Genomic DNA, 16,287 nt, shown 5'->3' on the forward strand with positions numbered 1-16,287 from the left:
TATACGTCAACATTTCTTATAACACATAATATCAATGATAAATTAAGAGAATGATAATCAATTAGATATACAAATGAAAACTATTTTTATTTATTAGTGTCATCACATCCTTGTGATATTTACAACTATTGGGTTATAGCTTTAGTCACTTTGGGGGTAAACCAGACAAAATCAGCATATTCTTTGTTCAGAGAAACCCCTTGCTCTGCGATAACGAATACAGCAACCTGCTCATTTGGCACTATTTTTTTCACATGTTGAGGGACTCCCATCGCTTTTACTGCGTGGTATCCGCCCGCAAATAGCAAAGCGGGTGATGGCGCGTTAACCAATTGCTCAGCCATCCGCCGATCACGCATTTGTTGAATCATCGTCATGGCAGAAAGGTGTTTTGCCTCTACGTCCGCACCGTGAGAATTTTTAATCGTTTCTTCGATTAATTTTTTAACATCATCAGAAACCCATGCCGCTTTATCCGTAGGGGAATGATTTTTATATGCCTGATCAATCTCCGAACGATCCAAATTCGCCGCCAGCAACGGATAAGGTGCTTTCATCAACTCCGTGACCAGTTCCCCATACAATTCCCACGGCCAGCCCTGCTGCCACGCCAATAATTGTTTAATTCTTTCCTCTCTGACAATCGGATTGCTCTGCAACCAGCTTTTGACTTTATTCACTTTTTCCTGCTGGTTTGGGTTAATCATTTCCAGCAATACGGAACCGTGGGGGCGTTTTTGCCCAAGCTGCTGAACCAGCCATAACTCGATCTGATGGTGATAGGGATTATCATGCTTTTCACCCACAATGACTCGAGGATAAACAGCCAGTTGCTCAAGCAGTTCTGCGGAGGTGATCGCTTTGCCCGTCTTCATATCAAGCAACATGCCGGATTGCACTAATTCACTGGAAAGGGTTTGAAGCGCTCTTTGAGATCCATTTTGAGGATCGTGCTGTGGTGTTACACAGCCGCCAAACAGGAAGGCACACGCTAAAAAAGTCGATTTTATACAGGTAGGTGCTTTCATAGGTATTCATTATCAAAATATAAATTTTCCGCATACTATAGATAATGAGAATTATTTACAAATAAAACTACCCTGTTAAGCCTATGCTTGGCAGGGTAGCTGATTTCTTCATCCCGACCTGATTACTGCTATCGGGACGGGTTATAAAGATAACTTACAGTGGATCGGTTTGTGCTTCAACGGCAGCCAACGCAACCATATTCACGATACGACGGACAGAAGCAATCGGCGTCAAGATATGCACCGGCTTTGACACGCCCATCAATACCGGGCCAACCGTTACCCCATCGGAGCTGGTGACACGCAGCAGGTTATAGCTGATACGCGCAGCTTCCATATTTGGCATGATCAACAAATTAGCTGAACCTTTTAATGGACTGTCCGGCATGATGTCACGGCGAATATTTTCCACCAGTGCCGCATCCCCGTGCATTTCACCGTCGATTTCAAGTGACGGAGCCGCTTCCTGTACCAGTTCCAGCACCTTACGCATTTTTTGTGCTGAAACACAATCAGAAGAACCAAAACTTGAACGTGATAACAAAGCAACTTTAGGTTCAATACCAAAACGTCGCACAGTTTCGGCAGCCATCAATGTAATTTCAGCCAGTTCCTCTGGAGTAGGATCTTCATTGACATAAGTATCTGCAATAAAAGTATTCCCCATCGGCAACATCAAAGCATTCATCGCACCTGCGGTATGTACCCCCTGACGGAAGCCAAAGAAATCTTTCACTACTTGATAATGTTCGCTGTAGCTGCCGACGGTGCCACAAATCAAGCCGTCTGCTTCACCACGATGTACCATGATTGCACCGATCAGTGTCGGATTACCAATAACTGTACGACGAGCCTGCTCCTGAGAAATACCACGGCGTTTCATCAGTTGGTAATATTCCTGCCAATACTCTTTAAAACGTGGATCATTTTCGTTATTCACTACTTCAAAATCTTTACCAATTTCAATGTGCATTCCTTGCTTCTTAATACGCATTTCAATGACGCTTGGGCGACCAATCAATACTGGGAATGCCAATCCAAGGGAAACCAATTCCTGCGTGGCATGCAGTACACGGATATCTTCCCCTTCCGCCAATACAATACGCTTTTTCTCTTTTTTCGCCTGAGAGAAAATTGGCTTCATAAACAGGTTGGTTTTATAGACAAACTCGTTGAGTTTCTCAATATATGCCCCGAAATCAGCGATAGGCCGCGTTGCGACACCAGAATCCATCGCAGCTTTCGCCACGGCAGGCGCGATTTTGACAATCAGGCGTGGATCAAATGGCTTCGGAATAATATATTCAGAGCCAAAGAACAAATCTTGATCGCCATAGGCTGAAGCCACTTCCTGGCTTTGTTCGGCCAATGCCAAATCCGCAATCGCGTGAACACAGGCGAGTTTCATCTCTTCATTAATCGTTGTCGCTCCGACATCGAGTGCGCCACGGAAGATGAATGGAAAGCAGAGTACGTTATTAACTTGGTTAGGAAAATCAGAACGACCTGTACAGATAATGGCATCAGGGCGCACCGCTTTTGCCAGTGGTGGCAGGATTTCTGGTTCTGGATTCGCTAACGCCATGATGAGCGGATCTTTCGCCATCGTCTTCACCATCTCTGGTGTCAGGACACCCGGCCCAGAACAACCAAGGAAAATATCGGCATCTGGGATCACATCCATCAACGTACGACAGCCATTATCTTCGATAGCATAATCGGCTTTGGTCTTTTCCATATTCTCTTCGCGACCACGATAGATAACACCCTTCGAGTCACAGACGGTAATATTTTCACGTTTCAGACCCAGAGCCACCAGCAGGTTCATACAGGCGATGGATGCTGCACCCGCACCAGATACCACCATGCGTACTTTGCCGATATCTTTATTGACAATTCGCAACCCATTTAATACCGCAGCCGTACAGATAATCGCCGTGCCGTGCTGATCATCATGGAATACAGGAATTTTCATCCGCTCACGGAGTTTCTGCTCAATATAGAAACATTCTGGTGCCTTGATATCTTCAAGATTAATACCACCAAAAGTCGGCTCCAATGCAGCAATGATATCAATCAATTTATCAGGATTGGACTCATCAACTTCAATATCAAAAACATCAATACCAGAGAATTTCTTAAATAGAACGCCTTTACCTTCCATTACGGGTTTGCCGGCTAATGCACCGATATTCCCCAAGCCCAAAACAGCAGTACCGTTAGAGATAACCGCTACAAGATTGCCGCGTGCAGTATATTTATAAGCCGCCAGGGGATCTTTTGCTATCTCAAGGCAAGGCGCAGCAACGCCTGGCGAATATGCCAATGCCAAATCACGCTGTGTTGCTAATGGTTTGGTCGGGGTAACGGTGATTTTTCCTGGTTGTGGGAATTCATGAAAATCAAGAGCACTTTGTTTTAATTTCTCGTCCATCATCTGATCCTTTGCGAGTCATATCGAAGTGAAAACCCGCCCAGTATAGTAGTTACAGAAGGTTAAATCATGATGTCAGCAACATTTTGTTAAGAACCATTGGGAATCAAGGATAAAAAACAGACAAAATATGATCTTATGTTAATCAATATTATATAAATATTATTCTCATAGCACTCATAAAGAGGTATTTTTATCTTTAATTAGTTAATAACCCGCTAAATTAATTAATGAAGTATTCTAAAAACAACTTTTAAAATAAGCTTACAAAAACGAAATTTAATCTATAAAATCATTATGCGTACTTTATTTAGAAAATTACTAGCAATTAAGGAAACGCATTTTCTTATGGCAGTGAATTTTATTTCGCCTGAATGGATAAACCTGTTTGCGATATTTTTATATCAGGATATATTTTCAGAATCTCATTATCTATGATTCAACATACTCTATAAAAATTACACAGCAATTTAACATAAAGCAGAGTCCTGTCTTTTATGTTTTATTAAATATAAAAATCTGCATTTCTATATGGGAGAAAGAACATGCATAATCACTCAGTCATGATAGTCGATGATCATCCTATCATTCGTCACGGTTTAAAAAGGTTGATTGAACTGGAACGTGAACTCATTGTGACTGCTGAAACAGACAATGGTGAAGATGCTATAAATATCGCCTGCCAGATAAAACCTGACATTATTCTGATAGATTTAAAAATCCATGGCCTTTCCGGAATTGATACGATTAAATCTCTCCGCCGAAAAGGTCTTGATTCCTATGTTTTGGTACTCTCAGATTCAGATAATCGCGGTGATATTTATGATGCCATTGATGCCGGGGCAAATGGTTATTTATTAAAAGATATTGAACTGACTCCTCTGATAAGTAAGATAAAAAAAGCCGCAAATGGCGATGCGGTGTACAGTGAAAAAGTCTATCAATATTTATCCACCCGTCATCTTTATATTGATCCTTTATCAAAATTAACCAAACGTGAATTGGATGTCCTAAAAGAAATCTCAGAAGGAATGACAAATAAAGAAATCGCTGACTTTCTTTTTATTTCAGAAGAAACTGTGAAAGTTCATACCCGTAACTTATTGAAAAAGCTTAAATCCCGCTCCCGACTAGAAGCTACCATCATCTATCTAAGACATAGAAAACCAGAGTTAGTCTGACATTTGGTTGATCAATGTCCTCAATATGCAACACAATTTCCCTAAGTCTGCCAACGGGGAAATTGTGAGTTAACGAAACTGTCAATCAATTACCAACCAATTAGTTTCATATATGATTAATAACAATTGTTATTTGTATAATTTATTATTTTGCATGATTAACTAATGTAACAGACAGAATAATTTGATCATAAGCAGAACAGATTGTTATCCATTCTAAAGAAATGACGTAGATGGCGTACATGAAAGATGTCGTGTTATCTGGATAAAATGCCAAATTTCCCGCATTATGTCGGATGTGTAAAACCAGACTAAGGATCTCATCATGTCAGATACCACTTATCACACAGCATTCACTCTCTACGGTATCAAAAACTGCGATACCATGAAAAAAGCGCGTCGCTGGCTAGAAGACCAAGAGATCCCCTATCAGTTTCATGACTATCGCGTTGATGGTCTATCCTCAGAATTGCTACAGTTATTTATTGAACAAGTCGGTTGGGAACCCCTGTTGAATACTCGCGGTACAACTTGGCGCAAATTGTCTGATGATCAAAAGTCAGCTATTAATAGTACAGACGCTGCCAAAAAATTGATGCTGGAACAACCTGCAATCATAAAACGCCCACTATTGGTGTCAGAAACAGGGAATTATTTACTCGGCTTTAAAGCCGAACAATATCAACAGTTTTTCTTTCATGACTAGATAAAGGCCAAATAATGATTTGCCCAGTAATTGAACTTGCCCAGCAGCTAATCAAACATCCTTCTGTCAGCCCTGATGACCAAGGATGTCAGGATATACTCATTCAACGTCTGCAAGATACTGGTTTTACAATAGAACGAATGCCTTTCGGGGATACCCTGAATTTCTGGGCTTATCACGGAACAGGCACAACGTTTGCTTTCGCAGGACACACTGACGTCGTTCCTGCCGGCGATACTTCTGAGTGGCAAACCCCTCCTTTTGATCCCGTTATTCGTGATGGCATGCTGTATGGCCGTGGGGCAGCGGATATGAAAGGTTCTCTGGCGGCCATGATTGTTGCTGCTGAACGTTTTGTCAAAGATAATCCTGACCATCCGGGCCGCCTCGCTTTCCTGATTACTTCAGATGAAGAAGCCAGCGCGACAAATGGCACCGTCAAGGTGGTCGAAACTTTAATGTCACGCCATGAACGCCTGGATTACTGTCTGGTAGGAGAACCTTCCAGCCAGCAACGTCTGGGTGACATAATTAAAAATGGGCGTCGTGGTTCCCTGACAGCCAGTCTGACTATCCACGGTATTCAAGGGCATGTTGCCTATCCACAGCTGGCAGATAACCCTATTCACCATTCACTGCCTTTTCTACAAGAACTAGTCAATACCCAATGGGACAATGGCAATGAATTTTTCCCCGCCACCAGTATGCAAATCGCCAATATTCAAGCGGGAACCGGCAGCAATAACGTCATACCGGGTAAATTGTGGGTTCAATTTAATTTCCGTTTCAGTACTGAATTGACAGATACCGAAATCCGCCAGCGGGTTGAAGATATGCTGAAAAAACATAATCTGAAATATGACATTGACTGGTGGCTATCCGGCCAGCCTTTTTTGACCTGCAAAGGTGAACTGGTCGATGCCGTGGTTGAATCCATTGAACAGTGTTGCGGATATAAACCAGAGATATCAATGAGTGGCGGCACATCGGATGGGCGTTTTATTGCTAAAATGGGAGCGCAGGTTGTGGAATTAGGGCCTATTAACGCCACTATCCATAAAGTTAATGAAGGTATCAGCGTGTCAGATTTACAGAAATTGAGCCTGATTTACCAACGTATCATGGAGCAATTAATCAAATGATGACGCCTGAAATGTTGACAGGTCTGTCAACAGATCACTTGGTGACATTCGCGGGTAATCACCGTTTACAGTTCAATGCCACCAAAGCGTTTCTTGCCATGCAAAGAGATGCAGCCAAGGCAGGCTTTAAATTACAGCCCGCCAGTTCATTTCGTGATTTCGCACGCCAGCAAGCTATCTGGAATGAAAAATTTCGGGGACAACGTCCGGTATTGGATGACAATAGCCAGCCCCTTGATATTACAAAAATGACCGAAGGAGAGATTTGCGAAGCTATTCTCCGCTGGTCTGCTCTGCCGGGAGCCAGCCGTCATCACTGGGGTACTGAACTGGATATTTATGACCCATTCCTTCTGCCACAAGGTCAGAAATTGTTACTGGAACCATGGGAATATGAAAACGGTGGCTATTTTGAACCACTATCAGACTGGCTGACTGAAAATATGTCTATTTACGATTTTTATCGCCCATTCAACCGACATAGCAGTGGTGTAGCATATGAACCGTGGCATATCAGTTTTTGGCCGTTGTCCCATGAAGCAGAAAATTTGTTCAATGAGCAAGTGCTGCTAAAGGCCTGGCAGGATCACAACATTGCTGGTATTGATTGGTTATCAGCCAACCTCTCCTCTCTTTTTGCAAAGTATGTCAAAATTGCCGAGCAGGATTAAGCGTAATCCCAGCAGGCGCTAATTTCATAATATTCTCAGGAGAGCATGATGCACTGGTTGATGGATTATTGGTGGGTTATTCTGTTACTACTCATCGGTATTATTGTTAATGCGATAAAAGAGCTGAGCCGCGTCGATCAGAAGCGCTTTTTAGATAACAAACGAGAATTACCCCCTCACCGAGATTTTAATGATAAATGGGATGATGAGGACGATTGTTCCCAGAAACACCGCAAGAAATAGTCCAATTTTTCCACTGATTGGCAAGTATCTCATCAATGCTTGCCAATGCTCCTGCGGTTTCTTCCCGACAACGTTTCAACAACGCCTTACGTCCGCTCAGGAATAAATCGCGCGCGCACTGTTCAATATCTATCTGTTGTTGAAGATATTTTCTTAATGCTGGCAAAGCCAGATCAAGTGCCAACAATAGCCGCTGTAACGCAAAATAAGACGCAGACAGGGGACGATGAGCGAATGCAAAACCCGCCAGTTCCTGCCAGTCATTATCACTGAGCTGGTTATCATCATGATGATCAATGGGTAAGGAAAAACCGATCAGTAATTCCAGCCAGTATGCATCACGACATAGTTGCTGTTGTGCGGACTCAGCCAGCCATTTTCCCTTCTCACTCAGTGGCAAAATAGCCATTGCGGTATAGCAACCACTGCTTGCTTCGAGATGGGTTCCTATCCGCACCAATCGAAAGCCGCATGTTTGCCAGAGTGACCAAAGTTCAGCGGTATAACCAAAGCTGACAGAAAGAAAATCCTGCTTTTGCGTGCGAGCTTCTTGACACTGTTGAGCAACCAAGCGTTGAGCAATGCCACGACGGCGATATTGTGCCCGGACAGCAATACGACTGACACGCTGTGAACGCATCATCGCAGCCTGTGGAAAGCCACTATGGGCGGCCAGAGACTGAGCCACCAGATTTCCCCTTGGACGACGGCGACCTGCCCACACTTCATGCGCCAATGTCTGTGGCAACCCACCTTCACTTACCATCCATAACGCGCCGATCAATTGTTGATTATTCACAGCGGAACGAGATGTAGCGGCCAGAAAAGTCATTCCGTTACCATCCAGCAAACGGCGCAAATCAAGAGGAGATGTGCGGTAGTGAGCACTCGTCAACAGTCCATAAAACTGACGCAGTAATTCAGGTTGTCGCAACCACATTGCCTGAGTGATGGGATAAAAGTGCAAATTTTTCTCAGGTTCGGAATAAACCAATGGCTTACCAGACAACGATTTTTCATCAAATAACAGTGTGCTATCTAACCATGTTTCCAGTGGATCATTTTCAGCCCAGCGCATCGGTGTTTCCAGTTCTCTAACATGGCAATCAGGCAATGTGGCACACAACTTCAGCAAAAATCCACGCCCGGTTCCTTCATAGCCCTGTACCGTTGTCGTTAATAACACTCGTGGAAAATATCGGATTAATTCGGCTAACTGCGGGGTTGGGATCGCCGCGGCTTCGTCAATCAGAAGCCAGTCTGCATCAATATCATGTCCTTCCCGATTATTTTTCAATCGACAATATTTCAATAAATTGTCTACCGCCCAGAATGGGGTTTTATCAACGGGAGAACCCTGCTCAGGATCGGAAGTCCCGGAATAATACCGAATAACTTCTGTTGTGATTTTTGCAGGTGCACATAGCCAACACTTCCCCTGCCATTGCTGTATGAGCATTCCGGCCAAGGCAGATTTTCCGCGTCCTCGGGGCGCAGTGACCACCCAAACTCCCTGTGAAGCCCGTAGTAATTGCTCAAGAATAGCCTGCTGGCTGGCAGTAGGATTACCATCAGGCATCTGCCACGATGCGGTTTGTGGTAATTGCATTGGCTGAAAGGGTTTTCCCTGTTGCCATAGCAGGATATCGGGAAACCCTAGGATTTGCTGTTGAATATGTTGGATAAAATAAGGTGTAGAGATCACGCCAGCCGACTCGTTCCAACGCGAACTGTCTTCATCTGGCTGTGCTGGCCATTGTGACCAAGTGGGTACACGCATCACCAGCCAGCTTCCTGTTTTTAGCGTACCAGCCAGAATCGCCAGCGCTTCGGCATTAAAACCACGGGTGACATCAAAAACCCCATGCATAAATTCGCGCCCAAGCAAACTACACGCTTTTACTGGCTCAATCACACCCTCGTCTCCAGATGCGACTGTTACCCAATCCCCCTGAAACTGTTTTTTCAGCTGATTGACAATCTGCTCGCTCCACAGGACATCACCACTTAAAACCACCAAGCGGCGCTGCCCTTGCTGCTGCATTTGCTCCTGCAACTTTTTCCAGATCGAATCTAACATGGTCATGGTTTACCAATCATGATAGATAAAATACCCGCTGCAATCAGCGGGCCGACGGGAACGCCCTTGAACAACGCTACGCCCAATACAGTACCAACCAATAACCCCGCCACTGTAGATGGCTGACTCGACATCAAGGCAACACCACGGCTTCCCAGCCACGATACGATAATGCCGACAGCGATAGCGAGCAGCGACTTCCAATTCAGGAATGAACTGAATATGTCCTGCGCAGAAATTTTCCCACTTGCGATAGGTGCCATGACTCCGATGGTGAGAATCAGGATACCTATCGTCAAGCCATACTTTTCCACCCAAGGGAAAAAGTGATTCAGTGGTGTAATACGGACTATCAGCAAAAACAGCATAGCAAGCGTTACTGTCATGTTATGGCTGATAATGCCAAGGCCTGCCAGCACTAACAAAATAAGTAAAGTAGGATCAACATAGCTCATGAATTTTTGTTCCCTGCAAAAAACTTTGACTGATGGTTTTTACACCGACCAATACACAGCAGAATAATAACTTAAAATTTAATATGTTAGTCATATTATTTACATTCAATAAAATATTGCTAATTCATGATCATATTGACCAGATTAGGGGCTGTTGACGTTTTATGAGGGGAATTTGAACAGCATGATGCTCTGGTATCATTGTCTTCGCGAAAAAACCATTACCCCAGACCATCATACCAAGAACAATGTTATCAAAACCTTTATGGAATAAGCTAGCTGTATTGATGCAACAAAGTGGATATGTATATCACAAAGAAGAACATTATCTGACTTTCGAGGGGATCCTTTACCGGATGCGAACAGGCTGTCCCTGGCGAGATGTCCCCACTGAATTTGGCAAATGGAACACCATTTTTAAGCGCTTTAATGATGGGTCTAAGAAAGCTATTTTTAATTTATTATTCAAATTATTATCTGAGAATACAGATACAGAATGGTTGTTCATTGATGGCAGTATTGTTCGGGCTCATCAACATAGTTCAGGGGTCGTGTATTCAACCTGTTGATTGGCCATCAATAATAGAACTCACGTTCGATGAATGTGCCAATGATCTTGTCATTCATTTCAACTGACTTAGAATAACCCAGCATCTTGCGATTGAGTCGCTTTAGCCTGTTACGCAGGTTCAGATTTTCTCGTTCAATACGTTGAGTATAAAGTTTACCGGTGATATGTTTCTCATCAGCCAATATGTCATATGCCCCGAAATTATCGGTGCACCAGAATGCCACATCAAAAGCGGATAACTTTTCCAGCAACGTCCTGAGTGTCTGTTTGCTACGAGCGCCAAAAGCGTGAGCGACAATACGTTTCAAGCGAGGCTCCCACGCGTACCACAGCCAGCGTTGCCGTTTTTTGTTACTGATGAATGACCCCATTTCATCGACTTCACAGATAAGCTGAAGCTCAGGGGTATCCAGCGGCAGCGTGGTTACACATCGCGGCGCGAGTTTTTTAAAGTGCGTACAACAGCGTTAATGCTGACATGAAGTGCCCGTGCCGTATCACGAATACCGGCGTTATTCATGGCAAGCTCGACGATTTGCTCTTTCATACCCGAATGGCAAGCCCGGTAAGTGTATTCGAGCTGGAAGGTTCTACGACAGGACTGGCAATAATATCGTTGATGCCCACCTTCTCCTTTACCGTGTTTTTTAACAGGCGTGGTTTGGCCACAAAACCGACACTTCACTTCAACTAATGCCATCACTATCCCTCACGTATTTACCCTCATTATACGTGAGAAACAACGGGATGAATACGTGACCTAGTTCAGGTGCCAGGGCAATCGCATCTAAAATTCATTGACAATGGTTTAATTTCATGTCGTTATGCAGCTTTTAAATCCATCCTTATGTCCTCTGTCAGCCCTTTGTTACAGCATTTTGCCTCACTTGAAGATCCCCGAGTTCAACGAACTCAGTTGCATAGTTTGGAAAATATCCTGACTATCGCCATCTGCGCTGTGATTTGTGGCGCTGAAGGTTGGGTCGAAATTGAAGAGTTTGGCGAATCTAAACAGGATTTCTTTACCCAACTGCTTGATCTCACTAATGGCATCCCCTCTCACGATACCTTTGGTCGTGTCTTTGCTGCACTTGATGCGCAGGCTTTTGCCGACTGTTTCACCTCCTGGATATCTACGCTGGCACAAGGAGTTGATCAGGGTATCATCGCTATTGATGGCAAAACCATGCGCCGGTCACTCGATAAAGCCAACGGCAAGGCGGCAATCCATCTGGTCAGCGCCTTTGCCTGTACCAATCGCTTAGTTCTGGGACAAGTGAAAGTGGAGAGTAAATCCAATGAAATCACCGCTATTCCTGAGTTACTTCGACGATTGGTTTTGTCTGGAAGTCTGGTGACTATCGATGCCATGGGATGCCAGAAAGCGATTGCTCATCAATTACATGAAGCGGGCGCGGATTACGTACTGAGCCTGAAAGAAAATCATCCCGGCCCGTATAATGATGTCAGCCATTATTTCGATTATGTCTCATCCCAACCGGAGCGCCTGAGCGAATATGAAGACGTGGATGCCGGACATGGCCGCATTGAGCGACGCACAGTACAAATGACCCATGTTGATTGGTTGCCGGAAAAGGCGTGCTGGTGTGGTTTACACAGCATAATACGGGTGATCCGCGAACGCTATGTAGGAAATGAAGTGAGCCGGGAGAGCTGTTATTTTATCAGCACTTTACGTCCGACAGAGGCTCAACGGGCAGCGACAGCGATCCGCAGTCACTGGCAAATAGAAACGCAACTCCATTGGTGTCTGGATATTGCTTTTAATGAAGATCAGCAGCGGATGCGGGAAGGCAATGCAGCCGCCAATATGGCATTACTCAATAAAATCGCGTTGAATTTACTGCGCTTAGCTCCCACCAAAGCGGGAATTAAAGCACGCCGTAAACGGGCTGGTTGGGATGGTGAATATCTACTTACAGTACTGGGCAAAGCGCATCAAATTTAGATGCGATTGCCTTGGATGAGAACCCCCTGTTCATCGCCCAATTGAATGCCATCGGGAGTACTTTCCCCCATCCATTCAGCCAGTTGCCAGCTATTCTTACGTTCAACATCACTGAGCAATCCCCCGAAGATAGGCGAGGCTGCGTTGTCGTGGGCCGATAGAGTGAAATAAGGGAGTCAGACGGGCATGTCATGCCTGTAGCGCCTGTTCCCAGATTTTGGCAGAGGATGACATGTAACACCGCCTTTGATTTAAGGAAGAAGAGCCCTATCATGGCACAATATGGATTACGGCTGTAGTACAAATCAACGTGTTATCTGATAATCGCTAAATTAAGAAACTATGCAATTTCAATCTTTTTATGGCGGATTTCCTATCGATAAATAGTGTTTACGGCTGTAGTACTAAGCGCATGGTGAAAAAACAGCAAATGCAATGGAGTCAACAAGGTGCACATTATCTACTCCAGACGCGAACAGCGGTACTCAATAATGATTTAAAAACGCGATTTGAGCACTGGTATCCGGGGATCAAATTAAGCAAAGAAACAGATCACTATTTGGCAGAGATTATTGCTGCATGAGTGCACCAAGGATTTTTATGCTTTCATAAGCTAAGTACCTACGGACACATTGAACGATAATATCGGTAGGATAGCGTAGACGTTTGAAGGCTTTTCAAATTAAAGAAATGATGAAACCACAACCACAGAGTAAAAGTCGCTATTTTACCTCACTTCTCCTTAATGCGACAGAACCGTTTTTACAAGAAAATTATTAATACCAATAACGCTAATTATATTGATAATCATTTACATCTAAAATATTGTAATAGTGTTTTCTTCCTCAAGAGCTCATACCTCTTTATGACGAACATTTTGTTTCCAGCGCCGCCTGTAAGCAGTACAAATTCATTGATGGTTATTAAATTATTTTTATAAGGCAAATCAGACGGTGTTTGATTATGTTTAAGATAAGAAAAAAACTTGTGGTGAAAATCATCTCCAGATGCACCGGATTTGGGTTTCAGGTGGTACTGTTTTCAATACCCACGTTATCTGATGAGGCGTATGCGGCTAGCACGGGATTGGCATCATGAGAGTGATAACCGCGAAGCTGAAAAACGTAATAGTATTAATGCAAGGAATCGTAGCAAAGAGGAGTGCACCAGGCACCAAAACGGCAATTCCGCTTTTCAAAATACGGCAGACAATTTTCGTCGTTACGCGTAACCAGATGGCGCTTGCAAGCGCAACCTCCGTATCCGACGCATTGATTGACACTAGTAGTACCTTCACCAACTATTTAGGCTTATCTAACCGCAACGCTGAAGTCGTAGTCCACCTCTTTCACTACATTCCAGATCACGATGCGTTTTGCGCCATGGTGGAGAGCGCGCTGAGTCCTCTACGCATTGGAGAGCTCGATAAAGTTGTGCTGTCGCGTCTGCTACAGATTGAAAGCATCCCCCCGCTTAGCGCACTGAATCTGTGGCTGCAGCTCAACAGACAGAATCCAGAGAGCTACAACTTTCACTTACCGCTGGCAGATGGCACGCTGATTGGTGCTAGCCCTGAATTGCTGCTACGCAAAGAGGGTAATGTCTTGCGCTCCTGTCCCCTTGCAGGCTCAGTGCGGCGAGGCGACAATACCGCCAGTGACCGAAATGCCAAAGAAAAGCTGTTGGTCTCCGGAAAAGATCGCCATGAACATCGGGTGGTCACGGAGGCTATCCGTCGCCAACTGACGGATCTTTGCCAGTCTCTGACGATCCCTGAACCTTCGCTGTTCAGCACGCCCACGCTCTGGCATCTCGCTACTGAGATTCAGGGTATATTGGCCAATGATCGCGATAGTGCTCTATCGCTTGCCTGCCTACTTCATCCCACGCCCGCATTATGCGGCGCTCCTTATACCTCATCCCGCAATTTGATCGGCGCGCTGGAACCCTTCGATCGCGGCTGGTTTGGCGGTATCGTCGGCTGGTGCGACGCCCGCGGAAACGGGGAATGGGTAGTGGCGATCCGCTGCGGTAAAGTGCGGCCCCATCAGATTGAGCTATTCGCCGGCGCCGGCATCGTTCCGGACTCTGTTCCGGAAAACGAATGGATGGAAACCCATACCAAATTTAACACCATGCTGAACGCACTTGGTTTTGCGATGCAACAGGAGCAGACATTATGATTGAATTCAACCGTTGGCCTCAGGATCTGGCTGCACTCTATCGCCTGAAAGGGTACTGGATTGATCGTCCATTGAGCGAGATTCTTGATATTCACCGCGAGAACGATACCACAGCACTATTTTGCGGTGAGCAGAGCTGGAGCTATCGGGAGCTGAATGAGGCAGTAAACCGATTAGCCGCCTCTCTGCACCGACGCGGCGTGCGTCAGGGACAAACTGCACTGGTTCAGCTTGGCAACGAGGCTGAGTTTTATATCGTCTTTTTTGCCTTACTGCGCCTAGGTGTCGCACCTGTCAACGCGCTTTATAGCCACCAAAGCAGCGAATTAACCGCGTATGCACGCCAAATTATGCCAAGCATACTCATTGCCGATCGCCAACATCGCCAGTTTCATGATGATGTTCTTATTGATCTTCTAATAGATCAGTGTCCAGAACTGAATATAGTGGTGCTTCACCATGCGAATTCAGATTCAGACCATTCGCTTGCACGCCTGATATCGGAAGAACCGGGAGACTTCACGCCAACACCAACGCCGGCAGATGAGGTCGCATTTTTCCAGCTTTCCGGCGGCAGCACTGGCACACCCAAGCTGATTCCACGTACCCACAACGACTACTATTACAGCATCCGCGCCAGTAATCCGATCTGCAACGTAAGCAGTAAGACCCGATATCTCTGTGCACTGCCGGCTGCACATAACTATCCTATGAGTTCACCGGGAGCTCTGGGCGTATTCTATGCGGGTGGTCAGGTTGTCCTCGTTCCCGATCCTAGTCCAGATGGATGTTTTCCTGCTATCGCACATCATCAGATCAATCTTGTTGCCCTGGTGCCACCTGCTGTCAGCATCTGGCTGGAGTATGCCAATCTCATCGGTCACATCAACGAACTCTCCAGTCTGGAGGTGATGCTGGTCGGCGGTGCTCCTCTGGGAGAAGCACTGGCCAGACGCATCCCAAAAGAGCTAGGGTGCCAGCTCCAACAGGTATTTGGTATGGCGGAAGGTCTGGTGAACTACACCCGACTAGATGATGACGACACACATACCTTCACAACTCAGGGTCGCCCCATCAGCGAAGATGATGAGGTGTGGGTAGCAAACCAAGAAGGTCTCCCAGTGCCGCTCGGAGAGCCAGGATTGTTAATGACCAGAGGTCCATACACTTTTCGGGGCTATTACCGCAGCCCAGAACATAACCAAACCGTGTTCGACAGCGATGGGTTTTATTGCTCTGGTGACGTCGTCATTCAGCTTCCCGGCGGATACCTCAAAGTCGTCGGACGTGAAAAAGATCAAATAAATCGTGGCGGCGAAAAAATTGCGGCTGAAGAGGTTGAACATCTTCTGCTGCGCCACCCAGCGGTGGTATACGCCGCATTGGTCGCTATTCCTGACTGTCTGATGGGTGAGAAAACTTGCGCATATGTGGTAACACGCGAACACGAAGCTGTAAAGCCAGCCGTATTCCGTCGCTGGTTGCGCGAACAAGGTATAGCCGACTACAAAATTCCCGATCGTTTCGAAAATCTGCCTACACTACCGCTCACCCCGGTAGGAAAAATCAATAAACAGGCGTTGCGTACACTTGCCAGCGCCGCCTTAGAAAATTGAGGAAATAC

13 protein-coding genes and 3 pseudogenes are annotated in these 16,287 nt (G+C 45.3%); 10 read left to right on the top strand and 6 right to left on the bottom strand.

What is annotated here, in order from left to right:
* Positions 1–125 precede the first annotated feature (125 nt).
* Together XBJ1_RS10975 and maeB are read right to left on the bottom strand one after the other, a co-directional pair.
* Positions 126–1,028, bottom strand: coding sequence for a ChaN family lipoprotein (locus XBJ1_RS10975; protein WP_012989014.1), 903 nt, complete (start codon positions 1,026–1,028; stop codon positions 126–128).
* 154 nt (positions 1,029–1,182) lie between these two features.
* Positions 1,183–3,462 (bottom strand): NADP-dependent oxaloacetate-decarboxylating malate dehydrogenase, encoded by a 2,280-nt coding sequence (gene maeB, locus XBJ1_RS10980; RefSeq protein ID WP_012989015.1) that lies wholly within the window; start codon positions 3,460–3,462, stop codon positions 1,183–1,185.
* Between the two features lie 545 nt (positions 3,463–4,007).
* Here maeB and XBJ1_RS10985 point away from each other — a divergent pair.
* From XBJ1_RS10985 to XBJ1_RS11005, 5 genes are all read left to right on the top strand, one after another.
* On the top strand, positions 4,008–4,643 hold the full coding sequence (locus XBJ1_RS10985; protein ID WP_012989017.1) for a response regulator: 636 nt from the start codon (positions 4,008–4,010) through the stop codon (positions 4,641–4,643).
* A gap of 325 nt (positions 4,644–4,968) precedes the next feature.
* Positions 4,969–5,349, top strand: a complete 381-nt coding sequence (locus XBJ1_RS10990) for an ArsC family reductase (RefSeq protein ID WP_012989019.1) — start codon at positions 4,969–4,971, stop codon at positions 5,347–5,349.
* 14 nt (positions 5,350–5,363) lie between these two features.
* On the top strand, positions 5,364–6,491 hold the full coding sequence (gene dapE / locus XBJ1_RS10995; protein ID WP_012989020.1) for a succinyl-diaminopimelate desuccinylase: 1,128 nt from the start codon (positions 5,364–5,366) through the stop codon (positions 6,489–6,491).
* Positions 6,488–7,162 carry a M15 family metallopeptidase gene (locus tag XBJ1_RS11000; protein WP_038198936.1) on the top strand — a complete coding sequence of 225 codons (675 nt, stop codon included), beginning with the start codon at positions 6,488–6,490 and terminating at the stop codon, positions 7,160–7,162. The genes dapE and XBJ1_RS11000 overlap by 4 nt, the downstream gene beginning before the upstream one ends.
* A gap of 48 nt (positions 7,163–7,210) precedes the next feature.
* Entirely contained in the window at positions 7,211–7,405 is a 195-nt protein-coding gene (locus tag XBJ1_RS11005; protein ID WP_012989022.1) for a YpfN family protein, read from the top strand.
* Here XBJ1_RS11005 and XBJ1_RS11010 read toward each other — a convergent pair.
* Complete coding sequence (locus tag XBJ1_RS11010) at positions 7,350–9,491, bottom strand: tRNA(Met) cytidine acetyltransferase TmcA (RefSeq protein ID WP_012989023.1); 2,142 nt, start codon at positions 9,489–9,491, stop codon at positions 7,350–7,352. The genes XBJ1_RS11005 and XBJ1_RS11010 overlap by 56 nt on opposite strands.
* On the bottom strand, positions 9,488–9,940 hold the full coding sequence (locus tag XBJ1_RS11015; RefSeq protein WP_012989024.1) for a DUF441 domain-containing protein: 453 nt from the start codon (positions 9,938–9,940) through the stop codon (positions 9,488–9,490). Before XBJ1_RS11015 ends, XBJ1_RS11010 begins: the two co-directional genes overlap by 4 nt.
* Positions 9,941–10,176: 236 nt before the next feature.
* Here XBJ1_RS11015 and XBJ1_RS11020 point away from each other — a divergent pair.
* Positions 10,177–10,488, top strand: a pseudogene (locus XBJ1_RS11020) (transposase); the annotation flags it as partial.
* 28 nt (positions 10,489–10,516) lie between these two features.
* Here XBJ1_RS11020 and XBJ1_RS20815 read toward each other — a convergent pair.
* Positions 10,517–11,211 (bottom strand): IS1 family transposase gene (locus XBJ1_RS20815; RefSeq protein ID WP_143827666.1). Its coding sequence is split into 2 segments (ribosomal slippage): positions 10,517–10,962 and positions 10,962–11,211, totalling 696 coding nucleotides; the frame shifts between segments, so codons are not numbered across the junction.
* Positions 11,212–11,358: 147 nt separating this feature from the next.
* On the opposite strand from XBJ1_RS20815, the gene XBJ1_RS11035 reads away from it, so the two are divergent.
* Positions 11,359–12,480: an ISAs1 family transposase gene (locus XBJ1_RS11035; protein WP_012989028.1), complete on the top strand. Its 1,122-nt coding sequence runs from the start codon at positions 11,359–11,361 to the stop codon at positions 12,478–12,480.
* Positions 12,481–12,521: 41 nt separating this feature from the next.
* On the opposite strand, the pseudogene XBJ1_RS23015 reads toward XBJ1_RS11035, so the two are convergent.
* A pseudogene (locus XBJ1_RS23015) lies at positions 12,522–12,660 on the bottom strand (IS701 family transposase); the annotation flags it as partial.
* 226 nt (positions 12,661–12,886) lie between these two features.
* Between XBJ1_RS23015 and XBJ1_RS11040 the strand changes: the two are divergent.
* The 3 genes and pseudogenes from XBJ1_RS11040 to XBJ1_RS11050 form a co-directional block, all read left to right on the top strand.
* Positions 12,887–13,063: pseudogene (locus XBJ1_RS11040) on the top strand (ISKra4 family transposase); the annotation flags it as partial.
* A gap of 511 nt (positions 13,064–13,574) precedes the next feature.
* Positions 13,575–14,663 carry an isochorismate synthase gene (locus XBJ1_RS11045; protein ID WP_143827667.1) on the top strand — a complete coding sequence of 363 codons (1,089 nt, stop codon included), beginning with the start codon at positions 13,575–13,577 and terminating at the stop codon, positions 14,661–14,663.
* Entirely contained in the window at positions 14,657–16,279 is a 1,623-nt protein-coding gene (locus tag XBJ1_RS11050; protein ID WP_038198946.1) for a (2,3-dihydroxybenzoyl)adenylate synthase, read from the top strand. Before XBJ1_RS11045 ends, XBJ1_RS11050 begins: the two co-directional genes overlap by 7 nt.
* Positions 16,280–16,287: the final 8 nt, after the last annotated feature.

The sequence above is a fragment of the Xenorhabdus bovienii SS-2004 genome (assembly GCF_000027225.1).
Taxonomy (GTDB): Bacteria; Pseudomonadota; Gammaproteobacteria; order Enterobacterales; family Enterobacteriaceae; genus Xenorhabdus; species Xenorhabdus bovienii_C.